19 protein-coding genes and 1 pseudogene are annotated in these 14876 nt (G+C 67.5%); 12 read left to right on the top strand and 8 right to left on the bottom strand.

The features are described from left to right. Positions 1-38: 38 nt before the first annotated feature. Positions 39-827: a phytanoyl-CoA dioxygenase family protein gene (locus AB0L70_RS29390; RefSeq protein ID WP_363689793.1), complete on the bottom strand. Its 789-nt coding sequence runs from the start codon at positions 825-827 to the stop codon at positions 39-41. 70 nt (positions 828-897) lie between these two features. Between AB0L70_RS29390 and AB0L70_RS29385 the strand changes: the two genes are divergently transcribed. Beyond that, entirely contained in the window at positions 898-1761 is an 864-nt protein-coding gene (locus tag AB0L70_RS29385) for an AraC family transcriptional regulator (RefSeq protein ID WP_363689791.1), read from the top strand. Between the two features lie 153 nt (positions 1762-1914). Here the strand turns inward: AB0L70_RS29385 and AB0L70_RS29380 are convergent, their stop codons facing one another. Next, a complete protein-coding gene (locus AB0L70_RS29380; RefSeq protein WP_363689789.1) occupies positions 1915-2499 on the bottom strand; it encodes a helix-turn-helix domain-containing protein in 585 nt (194 codons plus the stop codon). 58 nt (positions 2500-2557) lie between these two features. On the opposite strand from AB0L70_RS29380, the gene AB0L70_RS29375 reads away from it, so the two are divergent. Beyond that, positions 2558-3133, top strand: a complete 576-nt coding sequence (locus AB0L70_RS29375) for a dienelactone hydrolase family protein (RefSeq protein WP_363689787.1) — start codon at positions 2558-2560, stop codon at positions 3131-3133. Between the two features lie 41 nt (positions 3134-3174). Here the strand turns inward: AB0L70_RS29375 and AB0L70_RS29370 are convergent, their stop codons facing one another. Continuing rightward, positions 3175-3402 (bottom strand): hypothetical protein, encoded by a 228-nt coding sequence (locus AB0L70_RS29370; RefSeq protein ID WP_363689785.1) that lies wholly within the window; start codon positions 3400-3402, stop codon positions 3175-3177. A gap of 108 nt (positions 3403-3510) precedes the next feature. Between AB0L70_RS29370 and AB0L70_RS29365 the strand changes: the two genes are divergently transcribed. Continuing rightward, positions 3511-4320: a glycoside hydrolase family 16 protein gene (locus AB0L70_RS29365; RefSeq protein ID WP_363689783.1), complete on the top strand. Its 810-nt coding sequence runs from the start codon at positions 3511-3513 to the stop codon at positions 4318-4320. Here the strand turns inward: AB0L70_RS29365 and AB0L70_RS29360 are convergent. Then, entirely contained in the window at positions 4317-5762 is a 1446-nt protein-coding gene (locus tag AB0L70_RS29360) for an MFS transporter (RefSeq protein ID WP_363689780.1), read from the bottom strand. The genes AB0L70_RS29365 and AB0L70_RS29360 overlap by 4 nt on opposite strands. Before the next feature lie 96 nt (positions 5763-5858). Between AB0L70_RS29360 and AB0L70_RS29355 the strand changes: the two genes are divergently transcribed. Beyond that, the gene (locus AB0L70_RS29355; RefSeq protein ID WP_363689778.1) at positions 5859-6503 is read left to right on the top strand and encodes a helix-turn-helix domain-containing protein; all 645 of its coding nucleotides are present in this window, start codon (positions 5859-5861) and stop codon (positions 6501-6503) included. A gap of 1 nt (position 6504) precedes the next feature. Here AB0L70_RS29355 and AB0L70_RS29350 read toward each other — a convergent pair whose 3' ends face one another. Beyond that, entirely contained in the window at positions 6505-7287 is a 783-nt protein-coding gene (locus AB0L70_RS29350; protein ID WP_363689776.1) for an NAD(P)H-binding protein, read from the bottom strand. An 89-nt stretch (positions 7288-7376) separates the two neighbouring features. On the opposite strand from AB0L70_RS29350, the gene AB0L70_RS29345 reads away from it, so the two are divergent. Together AB0L70_RS29345 and AB0L70_RS29340 are read left to right on the top strand one after the other, a co-directional pair. After that, on the top strand, positions 7377-7724 hold the full coding sequence (locus tag AB0L70_RS29345; RefSeq protein WP_363689774.1) for a VOC family protein: 348 nt from the start codon (positions 7377-7379) through the stop codon (positions 7722-7724). Beyond that, positions 7714-8835, top strand: coding sequence for an epoxide hydrolase family protein (locus tag AB0L70_RS29340; RefSeq protein ID WP_363689772.1), 1122 nt, complete (start codon positions 7714-7716; stop codon positions 8833-8835). The genes AB0L70_RS29345 and AB0L70_RS29340 overlap by 11 nt, the downstream gene beginning before the upstream one ends. 81 nt (positions 8836-8916) lie before the next feature. On the opposite strand, the pseudogene AB0L70_RS29335 reads toward AB0L70_RS29340, so the two are convergent. Next, a pseudogene (locus tag AB0L70_RS29335) lies at positions 8917-9237 on the bottom strand (GNAT family N-acetyltransferase); the annotation flags it as partial. A 127-nt stretch (positions 9238-9364) separates the two neighbouring features. On the opposite strand from AB0L70_RS29335, the gene AB0L70_RS29330 reads away from it, so the two are divergent. Next, positions 9365-9856, top strand: a complete 492-nt coding sequence (locus tag AB0L70_RS29330) for a helix-turn-helix domain-containing protein (protein WP_363689769.1) — start codon at positions 9365-9367, stop codon at positions 9854-9856. Between the two features lie 17 nt (positions 9857-9873). Here the strand turns inward: AB0L70_RS29330 and AB0L70_RS29325 are convergent, their stop codons facing one another. Further along, the gene (locus AB0L70_RS29325) at positions 9874-10770 is read right to left on the bottom strand and encodes a helix-turn-helix transcriptional regulator (RefSeq protein ID WP_363689767.1); all 897 of its coding nucleotides are present in this window, start codon (positions 10768-10770) and stop codon (positions 9874-9876) included. A 161-nt stretch (positions 10771-10931) separates the two neighbouring features. Here AB0L70_RS29325 and AB0L70_RS29320 point away from each other — a divergent pair, with 161 nt between their 5' ends. Continuing rightward, the gene (locus AB0L70_RS29320) at positions 10932-11762 is read left to right on the top strand and encodes an SAM-dependent methyltransferase (protein WP_363689765.1); all 831 of its coding nucleotides are present in this window, start codon (positions 10932-10934) and stop codon (positions 11760-11762) included. Between the two features lie 54 nt (positions 11763-11816). Here AB0L70_RS29320 and AB0L70_RS29315 read toward each other — a convergent pair whose 3' ends face one another. Continuing rightward, positions 11817-12371: a helix-turn-helix domain-containing protein gene (locus AB0L70_RS29315; protein ID WP_363689762.1), complete on the bottom strand. Its 555-nt coding sequence runs from the start codon at positions 12369-12371 to the stop codon at positions 11817-11819. 69 nt (positions 12372-12440) lie between these two features. Here AB0L70_RS29315 and AB0L70_RS29310 point away from each other — a divergent pair, with 69 nt between their 5' ends. Genes AB0L70_RS29310 through AB0L70_RS29295 form a run of 4 tightly spaced genes read left to right on the top strand, consistent with a single transcriptional unit; the run spans position 12441 to position 14852 of the window. Further along, the gene (locus AB0L70_RS29310; protein ID WP_363689760.1) at positions 12441-13127 is read left to right on the top strand and encodes an AzlC family ABC transporter permease; all 687 of its coding nucleotides are present in this window, start codon (positions 12441-12443) and stop codon (positions 13125-13127) included. After that, positions 13124-13444, top strand: a complete 321-nt coding sequence (locus tag AB0L70_RS29305; protein WP_363689758.1) for an AzlD domain-containing protein — start codon at positions 13124-13126, stop codon at positions 13442-13444. The genes AB0L70_RS29310 and AB0L70_RS29305 overlap by 4 nt, the downstream gene beginning before the upstream one ends. 22 nt (positions 13445-13466) lie before the next feature. Beyond that, positions 13467-14126: a hypothetical protein gene (locus AB0L70_RS29300; RefSeq protein ID WP_363689756.1), complete on the top strand. Its 660-nt coding sequence runs from the start codon at positions 13467-13469 to the stop codon at positions 14124-14126. A 24-nt stretch (positions 14127-14150) separates the two neighbouring features. Continuing rightward, a complete protein-coding gene (locus AB0L70_RS29295; protein ID WP_363689753.1) occupies positions 14151-14852 on the top strand; it encodes a tyrosine-protein phosphatase in 702 nt (233 codons plus the stop codon). Positions 14853-14876 lie beyond the last annotated feature (24 nt).

Below are 14876 nucleotides of genomic sequence, written 5' to 3'. Positions count from 1 at the left end.
CCCACCTATACGAACCGCAGGCAGAAAACGTTGGGTCCTCACCGCGGCCAGAGTATCGGCTGGATCGCCGGGTCCGCGTAGTCAGGGTCGGGGTTGTGGCGGACCAGGCTGTCGTTCGGATGCGATCCGCCCGGGCGCCAGCGGTTGTCCGCGGGCTGGAGGTGAATGGCCAGCGATCGTCGTGGCGCCGTACCCCGGTTGGCCCCGCTGCCGTGGACTGTGCGGCAGTGGTGGAAGCTGACCTGCCCACGCTTCATCCGCGGTACGACGGGAGTCGGATCGAACCCCTGTGCTGCGATCGAGGCCGACAGCGACTCGTTGTCCGGCGAGAAGAAGTCCAGCCCGGTCACATTCCACCGATGACTACCGGGCAGGAATCCCACTGCCCCGTTGACCTCGTCGACATCGTGGAACCCGACCCACGCGGTCAGCATGTTGTCCGACGTACACGACTGCCAGTACTGCCGATCCGTATGCCAACCCACCTGGGCCGAGCCACCGACCGGCTTCCGCAACAACTGGTCGTGCCACAACCGGATCCCGTCCGCGCCGGACAGCGCCGCCGCGGTCGACCCGATCGCCGGGTGCCGGACCAACTCCGCCAGTTCGTCCACGCGGAGCGACGAGTAATCGTTCTTCCGCAGTACGTCGCCATCCGCTGGCTGCCACCCATGAGTCGCCGGCCCGTCCGGGAGCACGTGATCGTGATCGCCGGCGTAGAACCGCTCCATCCCACGCTCGGCCGCATCAAGTACGTCGTCCGGCAGGATCACCGGCGAGATCCAGTAGCCGTTCTCACGAAAGAACGCGATGTCATCAGGAGTCATGCCTCCACGGTAGGAACCGGAGGCGCCCAGAGGCGTTGCCGTTGTTCAGGCGACTGGACACAATCTTCAGGTGTCCGTCTACAGACCCAATGGTGTCCGCGCCGGCTTCCATGCCGAGGTGCACGACCCGGTCAGCGGTCTGATCCACGCGGGCGAGCAGTGGGTCCCCGAGCAGTTCCTGATCGAGCCGCATCACCACCCGGTCTGGGAGATCTACCTGCAGTTGCACGGCAGCACCCACTGGGTGGCTGGTGCGGACAGCTACGTCCTCCGGCCCGGCCACGTCTTCGCCGTACCGCCCAATCTCACCCATCACCTGGCCGGGCGCTCCGGCAACCACCACTTCTACTTCGCCGCGATCGACCTCGAACCCGTCGTACGACGCCAACCGGCGCTGACCGTGGACTGGCCGCGCACGGTGATGCACCGAGAGGCCGGCGAGCTCGCGCATGCGTTCGCGCAACTGGTCCGCGAGCTCACCACGCACTACGAGTACGCCGGAACGGGCCTGGCGCTCGCGGTTGACCACGTGGTGCTGTCGGTCGCGCGGTCGATGACGCCGACCGCCGTACCGCAGCTCGCCATGCACCCCGCCGTACGGACTGTGCAACGGCTACTGGACCGGGAGTTCCACCAGCGCTGGTCGCTGCGGGACTTGGCCGATCGCGTTGGACTCGCACCGTCGTACCTGGCTGAACTGTTCGCGGACCAGCTCGGCCAGCCGCCGCATCGCTATCTGAACGAGCGCCGGATCGACCGCGCCCGGCAGCTCCTCGACACCAGTGATGTGACCATCACCGCGCTCGCGCTCAGCCTGGGGTTCAGTTCCAGTCAGCACTTCGCCAGGGTGTTCCGTCAGCTCGCCGGCACCACGCCGACCGGCTACCGCTCGGCGTCGTCGTCCTCGAGGGCTCGGACCGGCTCCTCGTCCTGAGGGGGTCCGGAGGGCGCCAGCCAGGAGCGGCTCAGCTCTATGGCTGCCTCGACGAACGATGGCCATCTCATCCGGTCCCCCTGACCTCTCTTGTTCATGAGAGTGCAGGGGAGGGGTCAAAGGTTGGCTCTGACCGGAGTATTCAGCCTGGGCTCAACGGTCGGTCTCGTCCTCGGCCGGTGGCAGCGTCGGGTAGTCGAGGATCGGGTAGAGACCGACCGTGAAACCGTAGGTGGTGTCGCCGGAGCGGGCCAGTTTGTCGAACTCGTGCACGATCGGCATCACCCGCTGCCAGAACTCGAAGGCCCGCTCCTCCGGGATGCGGGCACGCCGGATGAACGAGCGGATCTGGCCGGCGTCGTACGCCCCCTTGGACTCGCCCGCCGCGACCTCGAAGTCGTTGAAGTCCGCCGGCAGCCGGCCGTCGCCGCCTCCGCCGAGGCCGTAGTAGAACATCCGGGCCGAGCGGCCGTAGAACCGCTCCTCGATCGCCCGCACCTTCCGGGTCCGGACCACCCGCAGGATGCCGGCATCGGTCAGCACCTTCACGTGGTGCGCGACCGTGCTCTTCGGACGTTTGACCGCCGCGGCCAGCTCGGTCACGGTCGCCGCCCGCTCGTGCAGCAAGCCGATGATCGTCGTTCGCAAGGGGTCGCTGATCGCCCGCACCTGCTCGACGGTCGTCAGCTCGATGGTGTCCTCGAGGTCGTAGTCGGGGACCGAACTGTTGATCGACATGATCCGAATAGACTAACATCGCCGATTGTTCGAGAAATTTGGATCATTGGAGCTGATGATGGCCGAGATAGTGATGTTTCACCATGCGCAGGGACTCACCGACGGGGTGAAGGCCTTCGCCGAGGAGTTGCGCGGGGCGGGTCACACCGTCCACCTGCCCGACGTCTACGAGGGCCGGACGTACGCCACCCTCGAGGAAGGGCTCGACTACGCGCGGGAGACCGGATTCGGCACGCTCCTCGAGCGCGGCGTGAAGGCCGGCGAGGAGCTCGGGGAAGGATTGGTCTACATCGGCCACTCGCTCGGCGTGATGCCGGCGCAGCAGCTGACCCAGACGCGGCCCGGCGCGAAGGCGGGCGTTTTCCTGTACTCGTGCCTGCCGGCGTCCGAGTTCGGCACGTGGCCGACCGGCGTACCGGTGCAGATCCACGCGATGGACGGCGACCCGTTCTTCACCGAGGAGGGCGGCGACCTGGACGCGGCCCGGGAGCTGGTCGCGAGCACGGACGAGGCTGAGCTGTTCCTCTACCCGGGCACGGACCACCTCTTCGCCGACGCCTCACTCGGGGCGTACGACGAAGCGGCAGCCTCACTGCTGAGGAAGCGGGTACTTGCCTTCCTCGAAACGGTTTAGAGCCGCTCGAAACGGTCTAGAACCGCTCGAAACGGGTCCGATTACAGGGCGTGGAGTTTGGCGAAGGGGGCCTGGATGCGCATGAGCTTCCCGGCGCCGAAGTCGACGACCACCGCATAATCGCCGTCGACCGAGCTGATTCGGCCTAGTCCTTCTTTGTCGTGCGACACCCGCTGCCCGACCTCGAAAACTTTGATCGGGTCCGGCACGCGGGGTTTGAAGGGGCTCGTGGACAGATGACGACGCGTCGTCCCGCGGAAGGAATCCATCAGGGTTCCAGTATGCGCCACGCCCGCCGTGCCAGGGAACCGGTTGGTGGTTGGCCGCTTCCGGCCACCCGGGCGCGGGCGGCGTGAGCCCTTCCTAGCCTCGGGCTCATGAAGATCGTTCCGCCCCTCGTCGCCGCCCTGCTCGTCTCCGCCGCGCTGATGGCGCCCGCCGCCGGCGCCACCACCCGCGATCCGGGCGATACCGCCGCCGAACGCCTCGGTTGGGGTACGCCGCTCGCCGGGTCGGACGAGTTCGAGTACGGCTCCGAGCAGCAACCCGCCGTACCGGATCAGTCCAAATGGGACCTGGCCGGTGGTGGTGTGGATCAGTGCTGGCCTGGTCACGCCGGGAACGGCCGCCGGTGTGACGCGAACACGCGGGTGGTGGGCGGGGTGCTCAGGATGGTTGGCGAGGCCAACGGTGACAGTGGGTGGTTGGCAAGTAAAACCGGCCGGCAGTACGGGCGTTGGGAGGCACGTGTTCGCTCCGTGAACACCGGCAGGGCGAACGGCCGCGAATATCACCCCCTGTTGATCATCTGGCCGGACTCGGACCGCTGGCCGCAGGACGGCGAGTACGACTACCTCGAGAACAGCACGCCGGGCGAGGACTGCGCGGGAGCCTTCCTGCACTACCCACACAATCCTGGCCCGGTGCAACAAGAGCACGCCGAGGAGACCAACTGCGGTACGCCGTTGTCCGACTGGCACAACATCGCCTTCGAATGGACCGCGGATCACGTGGCCGGTTTCGTCGACGGCCGCGAGTGGTTCCGCTTCTCCGGTGGGGCATCGGGCTCACGGCAGTGCATCCAGTGCATGCCGTCCGGTCACCAGGCCATCCAGCTCGACAACTTCTTCGGCGACAACCTGACGCCGGCGACGTACGAGGTCGACTGGTACCGCGAGTACGCCTAGACGGCTGCCTCCAGGATCGGCGCCTCCGCCGTCTTGCGGGCCGGGATGAACGACGCGATCGCGAGCGCGCTCAAGGCCGCGCCGGCGCCGATCAGCAGAACGACCCGGAATCCGTTCTGGGACGGGAGTGTGGACCCACCGAGGGTGATCGTCAGCTGGGCCAGGATCACCCCGGCGACCGCGCTCGACACCGAGGTGCCGATCGACCGCATCAGGGTGTTGAAGCTGTTCGCCGCCGCGGTCTCCGAGACCGGTACGGCGGACATGATCAGCGCGGGCATTGCGCCGTACGCGAGACCGATGCCGGCGCCGATCAGCAGCGAGACCAGGACGAGCTCCCAGACCGAGCTCATCAGCACACTGCCGACGCCGTAGCCGGCGGCAACCACCAGCGCACCGAGCATCAGCGTGACCTTCGGGCCGCGGGTCTTCGAGATCTTCGCCGAGAACGGTGCGGTCAGCAACATCACCAGGCCGGACGGCCCCATCACCAGGCCGGATGCGAGCATCGACTGGCCGAGACCGAAGCCGGTTGCCTTCGGCATCTGCAGTAGCTGCGGCAGAACCAGCGACATCGCGAACATCGCGAACCCGAACACCATCGACGCCAGGTTGGTCAGCAGCACCTGCGGACGGGCTGTCGTACGCAGGTCCACCAACGGCTCGTCGGTACGGCGTTCCCACCAGCCCCACACGATCAGCGCGACGACCGCGAGCGCGAACAGGCCGAGCGTACGACCGCCGGTCCAGCCCCAGGTCGCACCCTGAGAAATTGCCAACAGCAACGAAATCAGGCCGACCGACAAACCGACACCACCTGGTACGTCGAACCTGCCGCCGGAACGCACTGCGGATTCGGGCACGAAGCTCACGACCAGGACGAAGACGATCACGCCGAGCGCGGCCGACACCCAAAAAAGCGTGTGCCAGCTGAAGTTCTCGGCCAGCAAGGCGGCTGCGGGCAGGCCGAGGGCACCGCCGACTCCGAGTGAAGCGCTCATCTGCGCGGTCGCCGTACCAAGCCTCTCCGATGGCAGCTCGTCGCGCATGATGCTGATGCCCAGCGGGATCACACCGGACGCCAGGCCTTGCATTGCGCGGCCGACGATCATCGGCGTCAGCGAGTCGCTGAGGGCGGCGACGATCGAGCCGGTGACCAGCATGCCGACGCTGATCAGCAGCATCCGGCGCTTGCCGTACATGTCACCGAGGCGGCCCATGATCGGCGTCGCGACCGCGGCCGCGAGCAGGGTGGCGGTGATCGCCCAGGCGGTCTCGGCGGCTGTGGCGTGCAGCAGCTTCGGCAGCTCGGGGACGAGCGGGATCACCAGGGTCTGCATCAGCGCGACCGTGATGCCGGCCGAGGCGAGCACCGGTACGACGGCACCGGTGCGGACCGGCGCTGGTGGCGCCTCGCCCGGGTCGGTGGGAGCAGGGGACATCGGAAGCCTCCGGGACGAACTGGATAGTTGGTTTGTGCAACCATACGTTAAGTCAGGCAGTTGACTTAAACAAGTCGGCGAGGCAGGCTGGAGGTGATGAATGCGAAGGAAGTCCGGACCGACCGGGTGAACGCGACCCGGGAGCTGATCCTGACCACGGCCGAGCGGATGTTCGCCGAGCGGGGCGTGCACGAGGTCTCCAACCGGCAGATCAGCGAAGCGGCCGGCCAGGGCAACAACACCGCGGTCGGGTACCACTTCGGCACCAAGACCGATCTGGTCCGGGCGATCGTGCGCAAGCACTCCGAGCCGATCGAGGCGCGGCGTCGCGAGTTACTGGCCGGGCTCGGGCCCGACCCCGATGTACGGGACTGGGTGACCTGCCTGGTCCGCTCGGCGACCGACCACATGGGCAGCCTGGGGACGCCGAGCTGGCTGGCCCGGTTCAGCGCGCAGTTGATGAACGATCCGTCGCTGCGTCAGATCCAGCTCGAGGACTCACTCACCTCGGCGACGTTGGTGCAGATCCTGGACGGGCTGAACGTGTGCTTGGCCGATCTGCCGTTGCAGGTCCGGCTGGAACGCAACGACATGGCCCGGCACCTGATCATTCAGATGACGGCCGAGTTCGAGCGCGCCCTCGCGGAGGGTACGCCGACCACTCGGGCCACCTGGCGAGAGATGGCCGACGGCCTCATCGACGGCATCGTCGGCCTGTGGACCGCCCCCGTGACGACCTGAATCACTTGTAGGCGTCGACGTTCCCGTCGGCCCACTCGCGGAAGCTCCGCGCGGGCGACCCGGTCAGCTCCTGCACCGTGCTGGTGACCAGATCCGATCGCGGCCGCCTCTCCGCGCTCCCGATAAGCGCCTCGACGAGCGCAGCCGGCCGGCCATCCGCGAGCAACTGCGCCCGAGCCTGATCGAACGGCGTGGCCTCGAAGGTCAGCTCCCGCTCGAGCGCGGCACCCAGGATCGCCACTTGATCGGCCCGACTCAGCACCTCCGGCCCCGTGACCGTGAGCGTCGTCCCCGGCCGCGGCTCGAGCAGCACGCGTACGGCGGTTGCCGCGATGTCGGCGGGATCGATCACGGCCGTCGGAGCACTCTCCGGACCGCGCACGACATCCCCGGCCCGGAGCTGCCCGGCCCACCCCAGTGCGTTGGACGCGAACGTGTCGGCCCGCAGGATCGTCCACTCGAGCCCGGATTCCTGCACGGCCGTTTCCAGGTCGGCGTGCAGCCGGGTGATCGGATCCGTGTCAGGCCCGAAGTGCACTGCGGACGAGGACAGGTAGACGATCCGGCGGGCGTGCTGAGCGATCGCATCGAGCGTCGCGTCCGCGCCGTCGGCCGTGAGGAACGGCCACACCAGGAAGACGGTGTCGACGCCATCGAGTGAACCGGCCAACGTCTCCGGCTTGGCCAGGTCCGCGCCCGAACGCCGATCGAGCGGACGAGCGTCCGGCAGCTGCGTCATCACTTCCCGGCCGACATTCCCGGTGGCACCCGTCACGAGGATCATGCCGTCGGCAACCCGCACCTGGCTGCCGGTATTCCCGAGTGCTGCCGGTATTCCCCGTGCTGTCGGTCTTGCCGAGTAGAGTGCGGGAGATGATCAACGGTGCGCATGTGATCATCTACAGCCGGGACGCCGAGGCCGACCGGGACTTCTTCCGGGACGTGCTCGGTTATCCGCACGTCGATGCGGGGCACGGGTGGTTGATCTTCAAGTTGCCGCCTGCCGAGGTGGCGGTTCATCCGGCCGAGGCCGAGTCGCACGAGCTGTTCTTGATGTGCGACGACCTCGAGCAGACCGTTGCGGAGTTGACCGCCAGCGGAGTGGAGATCGTCAAGCCGGTGCAGGAAGAGCGGTGGGGCATCCTGACCTCGATCCGCCTGCCCGGCGGTGGTGAGGTCGGGCTCTACCAGCCGCTGCATGAGACGGCGTATGACCTCTGAAGTGAAGCCGTTCAGGATCGAGGTGCCGGATGCGGATCTCGAGGATCTGAGAGAACGGTTGCGGCGGGTTCGTTGGCCGCGGCAACTGCCCGGTTACGGGTGGGATCGGGGTGTGCCGGTCGCCTACCTGCGCGGAGTCGTGGAGCGATGGCAGCGGTATGACTGGCGTGCGTGGGAGACGCGGCTGAACGCGCATCCGCAGTTCACGACGCGGATCGACGGGCAGACGATTCACTACCTGCATGCGCGCTCGCCGCACCCCGACGCGTTGCCGCTGATCCTCACGCACGGCTGGCCTGGTTCGGTGGCGGAGTTCCTGGAGATCATCGGACCGCTGACCGATCCGGCTGATCCGCGCGACGCCTTCAATGTGGTGGCGCCATCCGTGCCGGGACATGGGTTTTCGGTTCCGCTCGAGGAGGGATGGGACCACGATCGGATCGCCCGCGCGTGGGCTGTGCTGATGCGTGAGCTCGGTTACGAGCAGTACGGCGCGCAGGGCGGGGACACCGGTTCCGTCGTGTCACCGCTGCTCGGGCAGGTGGATCCGTCGCACGTGGTCGGCGTACACATCAATGGGGGACTGGCTTATCCGCCGATCGAACCGGGTGATGTCGAGCACCTGACCGACGTGGAGCGCGAGCGACTCGCAGCGGCGGACCGGCTGCGGGCGGTAGGGACCGGGTACGCCGAACTGCAAGGAACGCGGCCGCAGACGGTGTCGTTCGGGTTGAGCGATTCGCCGGTCGGACAGCTCGCCTGGATCCTGGAGAAGTTCTGGGAGTGGACGGATCCAGCCCGTGAACTGCCCGAGGATGCGGTCGAGCTCGACCACCTGCTGACCGACGTGTCCATCTACTGGTTCACCAACACCAGTGCGTCATCCGCCAACCTGTACTACGAAAACCGCCACGCGACCGACGATCTCGAGCCGGGCGTCCCGACCGGCGTCGCCGTCTTCCCCACCGATCCCGCGATCCGCCGGGTGCTAGAACGCCGGCACCGCATCGTCCATTGGTCGGAGTTCACCCGCGGCGGCCACTTCGCCGCACTCGAGGCGCCCGACCTGCTCGTCGACGACATCCGCACGTTCTTCCGCCAGTTCCGGTAGCCGAGCCGGTACGACGAAGTTCAGCAGCGACCCGTCCCGCTCGACCGTTGCCTCCGGCCACCGACTCCGGACCATCCGGAGCGCGCGGTCGTTGGCTGCGCTGACCACGAAGAGAAAACGCTTCGCGCCCGCCGCGATCGCATCCGCCGCGGCGACCGCGAGCATCCGGATCCCGAGGCCACGATGCTGGTCGGTCTCGCTGATGAGCGCCGCGAGTTCGGCGGTGGAATCACCCGGAGCCCAGGCCCACATCGCGTGCCCGACGAACGCGTCGTCGCGGGTCGCGACCCACGACCCTCCGCTCGGGCACAGCAGTCGCAGTACCAGCCCCGGTTGCGGTGGCCGGCCGATGGCGGTCTGGAATCGTGCGTACAGGCTGAAGTCGGTCAGTCCGGTCAGCATCCGCACCAGGTCGTCCGCGTCAGGTTCGCCGGCGCGGCGGATGAGCGGCGTACCCATCTGAGTCTGGTTCACGGATTCAGCCTGCTCCCACTTGGCTGAGTCTGTCAAGCGGACTTATCCTGGTGGTATGAGCGACGACGAGCCGGAAGCGATGCGATGGTCGACCGAGAACTGCACGATCTCGCGGACGATGGAGATCCTCGGCGACAAGTGGACCTTTCACGTACTGCGTGAACTGTTCGTCGGTGTGCGCCGGTTCGAGGACATCCGGGCCCGTGCGGGCATCCCGCGACAGGTGCTGACCGAGCGACTCGCGGGCCTGATCGAGCGTGGTCTCATCCGCCGCCAGCCGTACCGTCTGCCGGGTCAGCGAGAGCGCTACGAGTACCGGCTGACCCAGGCCGGTCTGGACCTCTACCCGGTTCTCGTCGCGATGGTCCAGTGGGGCGACCAGTACCTGCCGCTGGACGACGGCCCACCACTCGAGGCCCGCCACCGCGGCACGTGCAACGAACACGTCTCCGTCGTGCTGCGCTGCGAAGCCGGCCACGAGCCGACGCCGCGAGAAGTTGCCTTCCGCCCCGGACCGGGCGCCCAGCCACGCGCCCTGGCCGGCTAACCGTCTAGCGGTGGGGGTTAGCCTCGCGCGCTGGACGGCTTCTCGAGGAGCTCGATCGCGTTGCGCAGAATGCGTTCCGTCTCGCGCGGCTGAGCGGCCGTGATCGACAACGCGTCCATGGTCACGACGTACCCGTCGAGTTCTTCGCGCTTGTCCAGGTAGACCGCACTGGTCAGGTGCTCGATGTAGACGATGTCGGGCAGGTCCGAGTCGTTGAACCGCAGCAGCGTGAACGCGCCACCGGTCGCGGTGTAGCCGCCCTTGTCGAACGGGATGATCTGCAGCGTCACGTTGTGCCGCTTCGACGCCTCGATCAAGAACTCGAGTTGCCCCTTGAGGACCTTCCGGCCACCGATCGGCCGGCGCAGCACAGCCTCGTCGACGACGGCCCAGAGCCGGGCCGGTCGCTGTCGGGTGAGCACCTGCTGGCGGCCCATCCGCAACGCGACCAGTCGATCCTGCTCGGTCTTCGAGAGCGCCTTGTCCTGCTGGCCGAGATTCACCACGGCCCGTGCGTAGTCAGCGGTCTGCAGTAGTCCGGGAACGAACTGCAACTCGAACGTACGCACGAGATCCGCGGCCATCTCCAGGCCGAGGTAGGAGTGGAACCAGTTCGGCGTCAGGTCGTCGTACCGTTGCCACCAGCCCGGGTTGTTCGCCTCGCGGGCCAGGTTGAGCAGGCGGTCGCGCTCCTCGCCGTCGTCGAGTTTGTACAGCGTCAGCAGGTCGTCGACATCGCGGACCTTGAAGCCGACCCGGCCGAGCTCGAGCCGGCTGATCTTCGACTCCGAACCACGGATCGCCCAGCCGGCGTCGGTGCGGGTGATGCCGGCCGCCTCACGCAACCGGCGGAGGTGGACACCGAGCATGATGCGCAGCGCGGTAGGGCCGCCGTACGTGCCCGACTCGGTCACGCCTCGCCTCCCACAGCAGTCGCTCGATCCGGCAATCAATCATTTCACAACGCAATGTGATCTCGTCCAACTCGACGCGCTTACACGACGTGTTCAGGAGAGCCTACTGTCAGTAGAGTCTGGGGACACAGACATACCGACCAAATCTGCGAGGTCCACTGATGCCCGATGCCTCCAAGGCACCCAGTTCGACTCCGGTGGGCGTGGACACCACGAGGGCGAGTATCGCCCGGGTGTACGACGCCGCGCTGAACGGCAAGGACAACTTCGAGATCGACCGCGAAGTGCTCCGCCAGGTTGCGACAGTTGCGCCCCAGGTGAACGATCTGGCCTGGTCCAACCGGAACTTCCTGATCCGTGCCTGCCGGTTCCTGGCCAGCCAGACAGGCATCACCCAGTACCTGGACTGCGGTTCCGGTCTACCGACCGCGGAGAACACCCACCAGGTCGTCCAACGGCTGCTGCCGGAGGCGAAAGTCGTCTACATCGACAACGACCCGGTGGTGCTCGCGCACGGCCGCGCATTGCTGGAGGAGAACGAGAACACGCTGTTCATCAGCGCCGACATCTTCGACCCCGACACGGTGATTGCCCAGGTCAAGGAGGAGGGCTTCCTCGACTTCGACCAGCCGATCGCCGTGATCCAGAACGGCACCCTGCACCACTACATCGGCGACGACGGCCCGCAGATCATGCAGAAGTACGTCGACGCCGTCGTGCCGGGGTCGTACACGGTGATCGCGCACTTCTTCGACCCCGAGACCCCGGAGCACTCCGAGGTCGCGCGGAAGATGGAGGAGAAGTTCGTCCACAGCCCGATGGGCAGTGGCGTCTTCCGCACCCGCAAGCAACTGCTCGAGCTGTTCCCGGACCAGGAGCTCGTCACGCCGGGTCTGGTCCTGTGCGACGACTGGTGGCCGGACGGCCCCCGGGTCAAGCCGCTGAACCAGGTCGAGGAGTGCATCGCCGGCGGGGTCGGCCGCAAGCTCTGACCATCGAACTTTTCAGTTGCCCGGGGCATTCATTGCCCTGGGCAACTTTCGTTTCTAGATGTGCTCGGACACGAGCGTCGCGGCCGTGCCTTCGACCAGTGCCTGGAAGAGGTGCGGCAGGTCGCCCGGGTAGGCGATGTAGTCACCGGGGTTGAGCTCGACCGGGTCGTCGGCCGGTCCGACCAGAGCCCGGCCGGAGCCGAGGACGACGTGTTCGACAACACCCGGCATATGCGGCTCGGACTTCCGGCCGGGGCCGGGGGAGGCGACGATGCGGTAGATGTCGCGGCGTGCGTGCGGTGGGCTGGACGCCACCAGGGTCGCGCTGTACTCGGCCTGGTCGGAGTAGATCGCCGGTCCCTCGCCGGCCCGGATGATCTGGACCTTGGGCCGCGGCGGGTCGAGCAGTGCGGCGAACGGGGTGTCCAGGGCAACGGCGAGAGCCCACAGGGTCTCCACACTGGGGTTACCGGTCGCCGATTCCAGTTGAGACAGCGTCGACTTGGCGACGCCGGCTCGTTTGGCCACTTCGCTGAGTGACAGCCCGGTGCGGGCCCGATGCCGCCGTAGTGAGGCCGCAATCACGTCGAGTGGTGCCTTCGTGTCCATCGGTGTTCGCTCCATCGGTCTGGTCGTTCGGCTTGACGAACGGGCGGTGCGCTGTTCATCATAATGCCCATGCGTTCGATCTGGCGAACACTCGACAGGAGCCTGGCCCGCGACATCGGGCTCGTCTGCTTGGCCGACGGCGTCGTCGGTCTGTCGTACGGCGCGATCAGCGTCGGCGGCGGGCTGCCGCTCTGGATGCCGATCCTGCTGTCGATCGTGGTGTTCGCGGGTGCGTCGCAGTTCCTCTTCGTCGGGATCGTGGCGGCCGGTGGCAGTCCGATCGCCGCCATGATCGGCGGCCTGCTGATCAACACCCGGCACGTCGCGTTCGGGCTGGCGGTCAGTGATGTGATCGGCCGGGGTTGGCGGCGGCTGCCCGGCAGTCACCTGATGACGGACGAGAACGTTGCCTTCGCGTTGAGCCAGGAGGAGCTCGAGCAGAAGCGGGCGGCGTACTGGGCCGGTGGCATCGGCATCTTCGTCTGCTGGAACATCGGCGTCGTGATCGGTGGCTTGGCCGGGTCAGTCATCACCGACACCGATGTGTTCGGCCTCGACGCCGCGTTCCCCGCGGTCCTGCTGGCGTTGGTGCTGCCGTCCCTACGCGATCGTTCGACGCGTACGGCGGCCTTGATCGGAGCCGTTGTTGCGCTGGCGGTCACGCCGTTCCTGCCGGCCGGTCTACCGGTGCTACTCGCGCTGGCCGGCCTGCTGTTCTATCGCGCGGAGAAACCCGCGGCGGAGGTGGCCCGATGAATACCCCACTGGCGCTGGTCGGCATCGGAGTCCTTGCTGTAGGCACCATTTCGTTCCGGCTCGCGGGGCCGATCCTGCGCAGCCGGTTCGAGATTCCGGAGCGGGCGCAGCAACTCCTGGCCGCAGCCGCGATCGTCCTGCTCACCGCGCTTGTCGCGACCTCCGCACTGACCGACGGCCATGGGCCGGCGGGGATCGCGCGCCCGGCCGGGGTGCTGGTCGGTGGTGTCCTGGCGTGGCGCAAGGCGCCCTTCGTGCTGGTCGTGGTCGCGGCCGCCGTGGTCGCGGCCGGCCTGCGATTGCTCGGCGTACCGTAGCCGGAACCGATAGCGTGCCGGTATGAGCACCTATCCCGGCCAGCCGGCCTACTCGGGCCCGCCCGCGCCGGCGAAGAAGAAGACCCTGACCTGGATCGCGATCGCCTGCTTCGTGATCGGTGCCGGTCTGGCCGGGTTCTTCGTCTACCGGATCGTCGCGACCGCGCCACGGACGCCGCTGTCGATCGAGAGCGGTGTGGTCCATCTGAACAAGGAAGGGCTGACGATCTACGCGTCGATCCCGGTGCCCACGCCGCCGTGTGAGGCGAAGGACTCCTCGGGTGCCGACGTAGCGCTGAAGGAGCCGACCGGGTCGGAGCAGATCACGATCAACGACGAGACCTGGTACGTCGTCGCCCGGTCGGTGGACGTCGTACCGGCGGGGGACTACAGCATCTCGTGCACCGATGACCAGACGGCCGCGACGTACGCCGCCGGTCCACGGTCCTCGGTGGTCGGGTTCGTGGTGTCGATCTTCGGTGCCATCGGCTCCCTCCTGGTCTTCGGCATCCTCGGCGCGGTCCTGCTCACCATCGGCATCGTCCGCAACCGCCGCCGGGGCGGCCCACCGAACCCGTTCCCGTACCAACCAGGTGCCCCAGGCAACTATCCGAACCAGACCTTCCCCCCACCCCCGCCCTACAACCCGGGACCCAACCCGAACCGTCCGCAGGATCGCTGACGCGACATCTGTTTGGATGGGGGCATGGATCTTGACTGGCCGGGGTGCCCGAACGCTCGTGACGTGGGCGGTCTGAAGACCGCCGACGGTCGCACCATCCGCGAAGGCGTACTGATCCGCTCCGAGAGTCTGCAGTACCTGACTCCCGAGGGCGTCGAGGCGGTACGGCGGTCGCCGGTCAGCCGGATCCTGGATCTGCGGGGAGATCGCGAGGTTGCCGAGGCGCCGACGCCGTTCACCGGGACGCCTCTCGCGGTCCGGCAGGCGTTGCAGGATCCGGCTGACCCCGAGCACGGGCAGCCGACGATCATCGAGGCCTGTACCTGGATGCTCGACCGCCGGCCGGAGTTGTTCGCCGCCGCCGTGAAGGCGATCGCGGACGAACCCGAGGGCGCGGTCGTCGTGCACTGTCACGGCGGCAAGGACCGGACCGGCATGGTGGTCGCGCTGGCGTTGAGTATCGCCGGCGTACCCGAGGACGCGATCGTCGCCGATTACTTCCTCACCCAGGCACGACTCGCGCCCTGGCTGGAGAGACAACTCGCGGCCGAGCCGGACGTCTCGCTGCATCCGGAGATGATCGAGTTCCGCGATACCCGGGCCGAGTCGCTGGTCGCGATTCTGCGTCATCTCGACGAAAAGTACGGCGGCGCCGAGGCCTACCTGCGGCACGGTGGCCTGACGACGGAGGATCTCGACCGGCTGCGGAGCCGTCTGATCGCCTGACCCAGGATCGACCTCAGTCACGGC

Origin of the sequence: Kribbella sp. NPDC051952 (genome assembly GCF_040680855.1) — a bacterium.
In the GTDB taxonomy this organism is placed as follows: domain Bacteria; phylum Actinomycetota; class Actinomycetes; order Propionibacteriales; family Kribbellaceae; genus Kribbella.
This window is presented reverse-complemented; position numbering and strand designations above follow the sequence as displayed.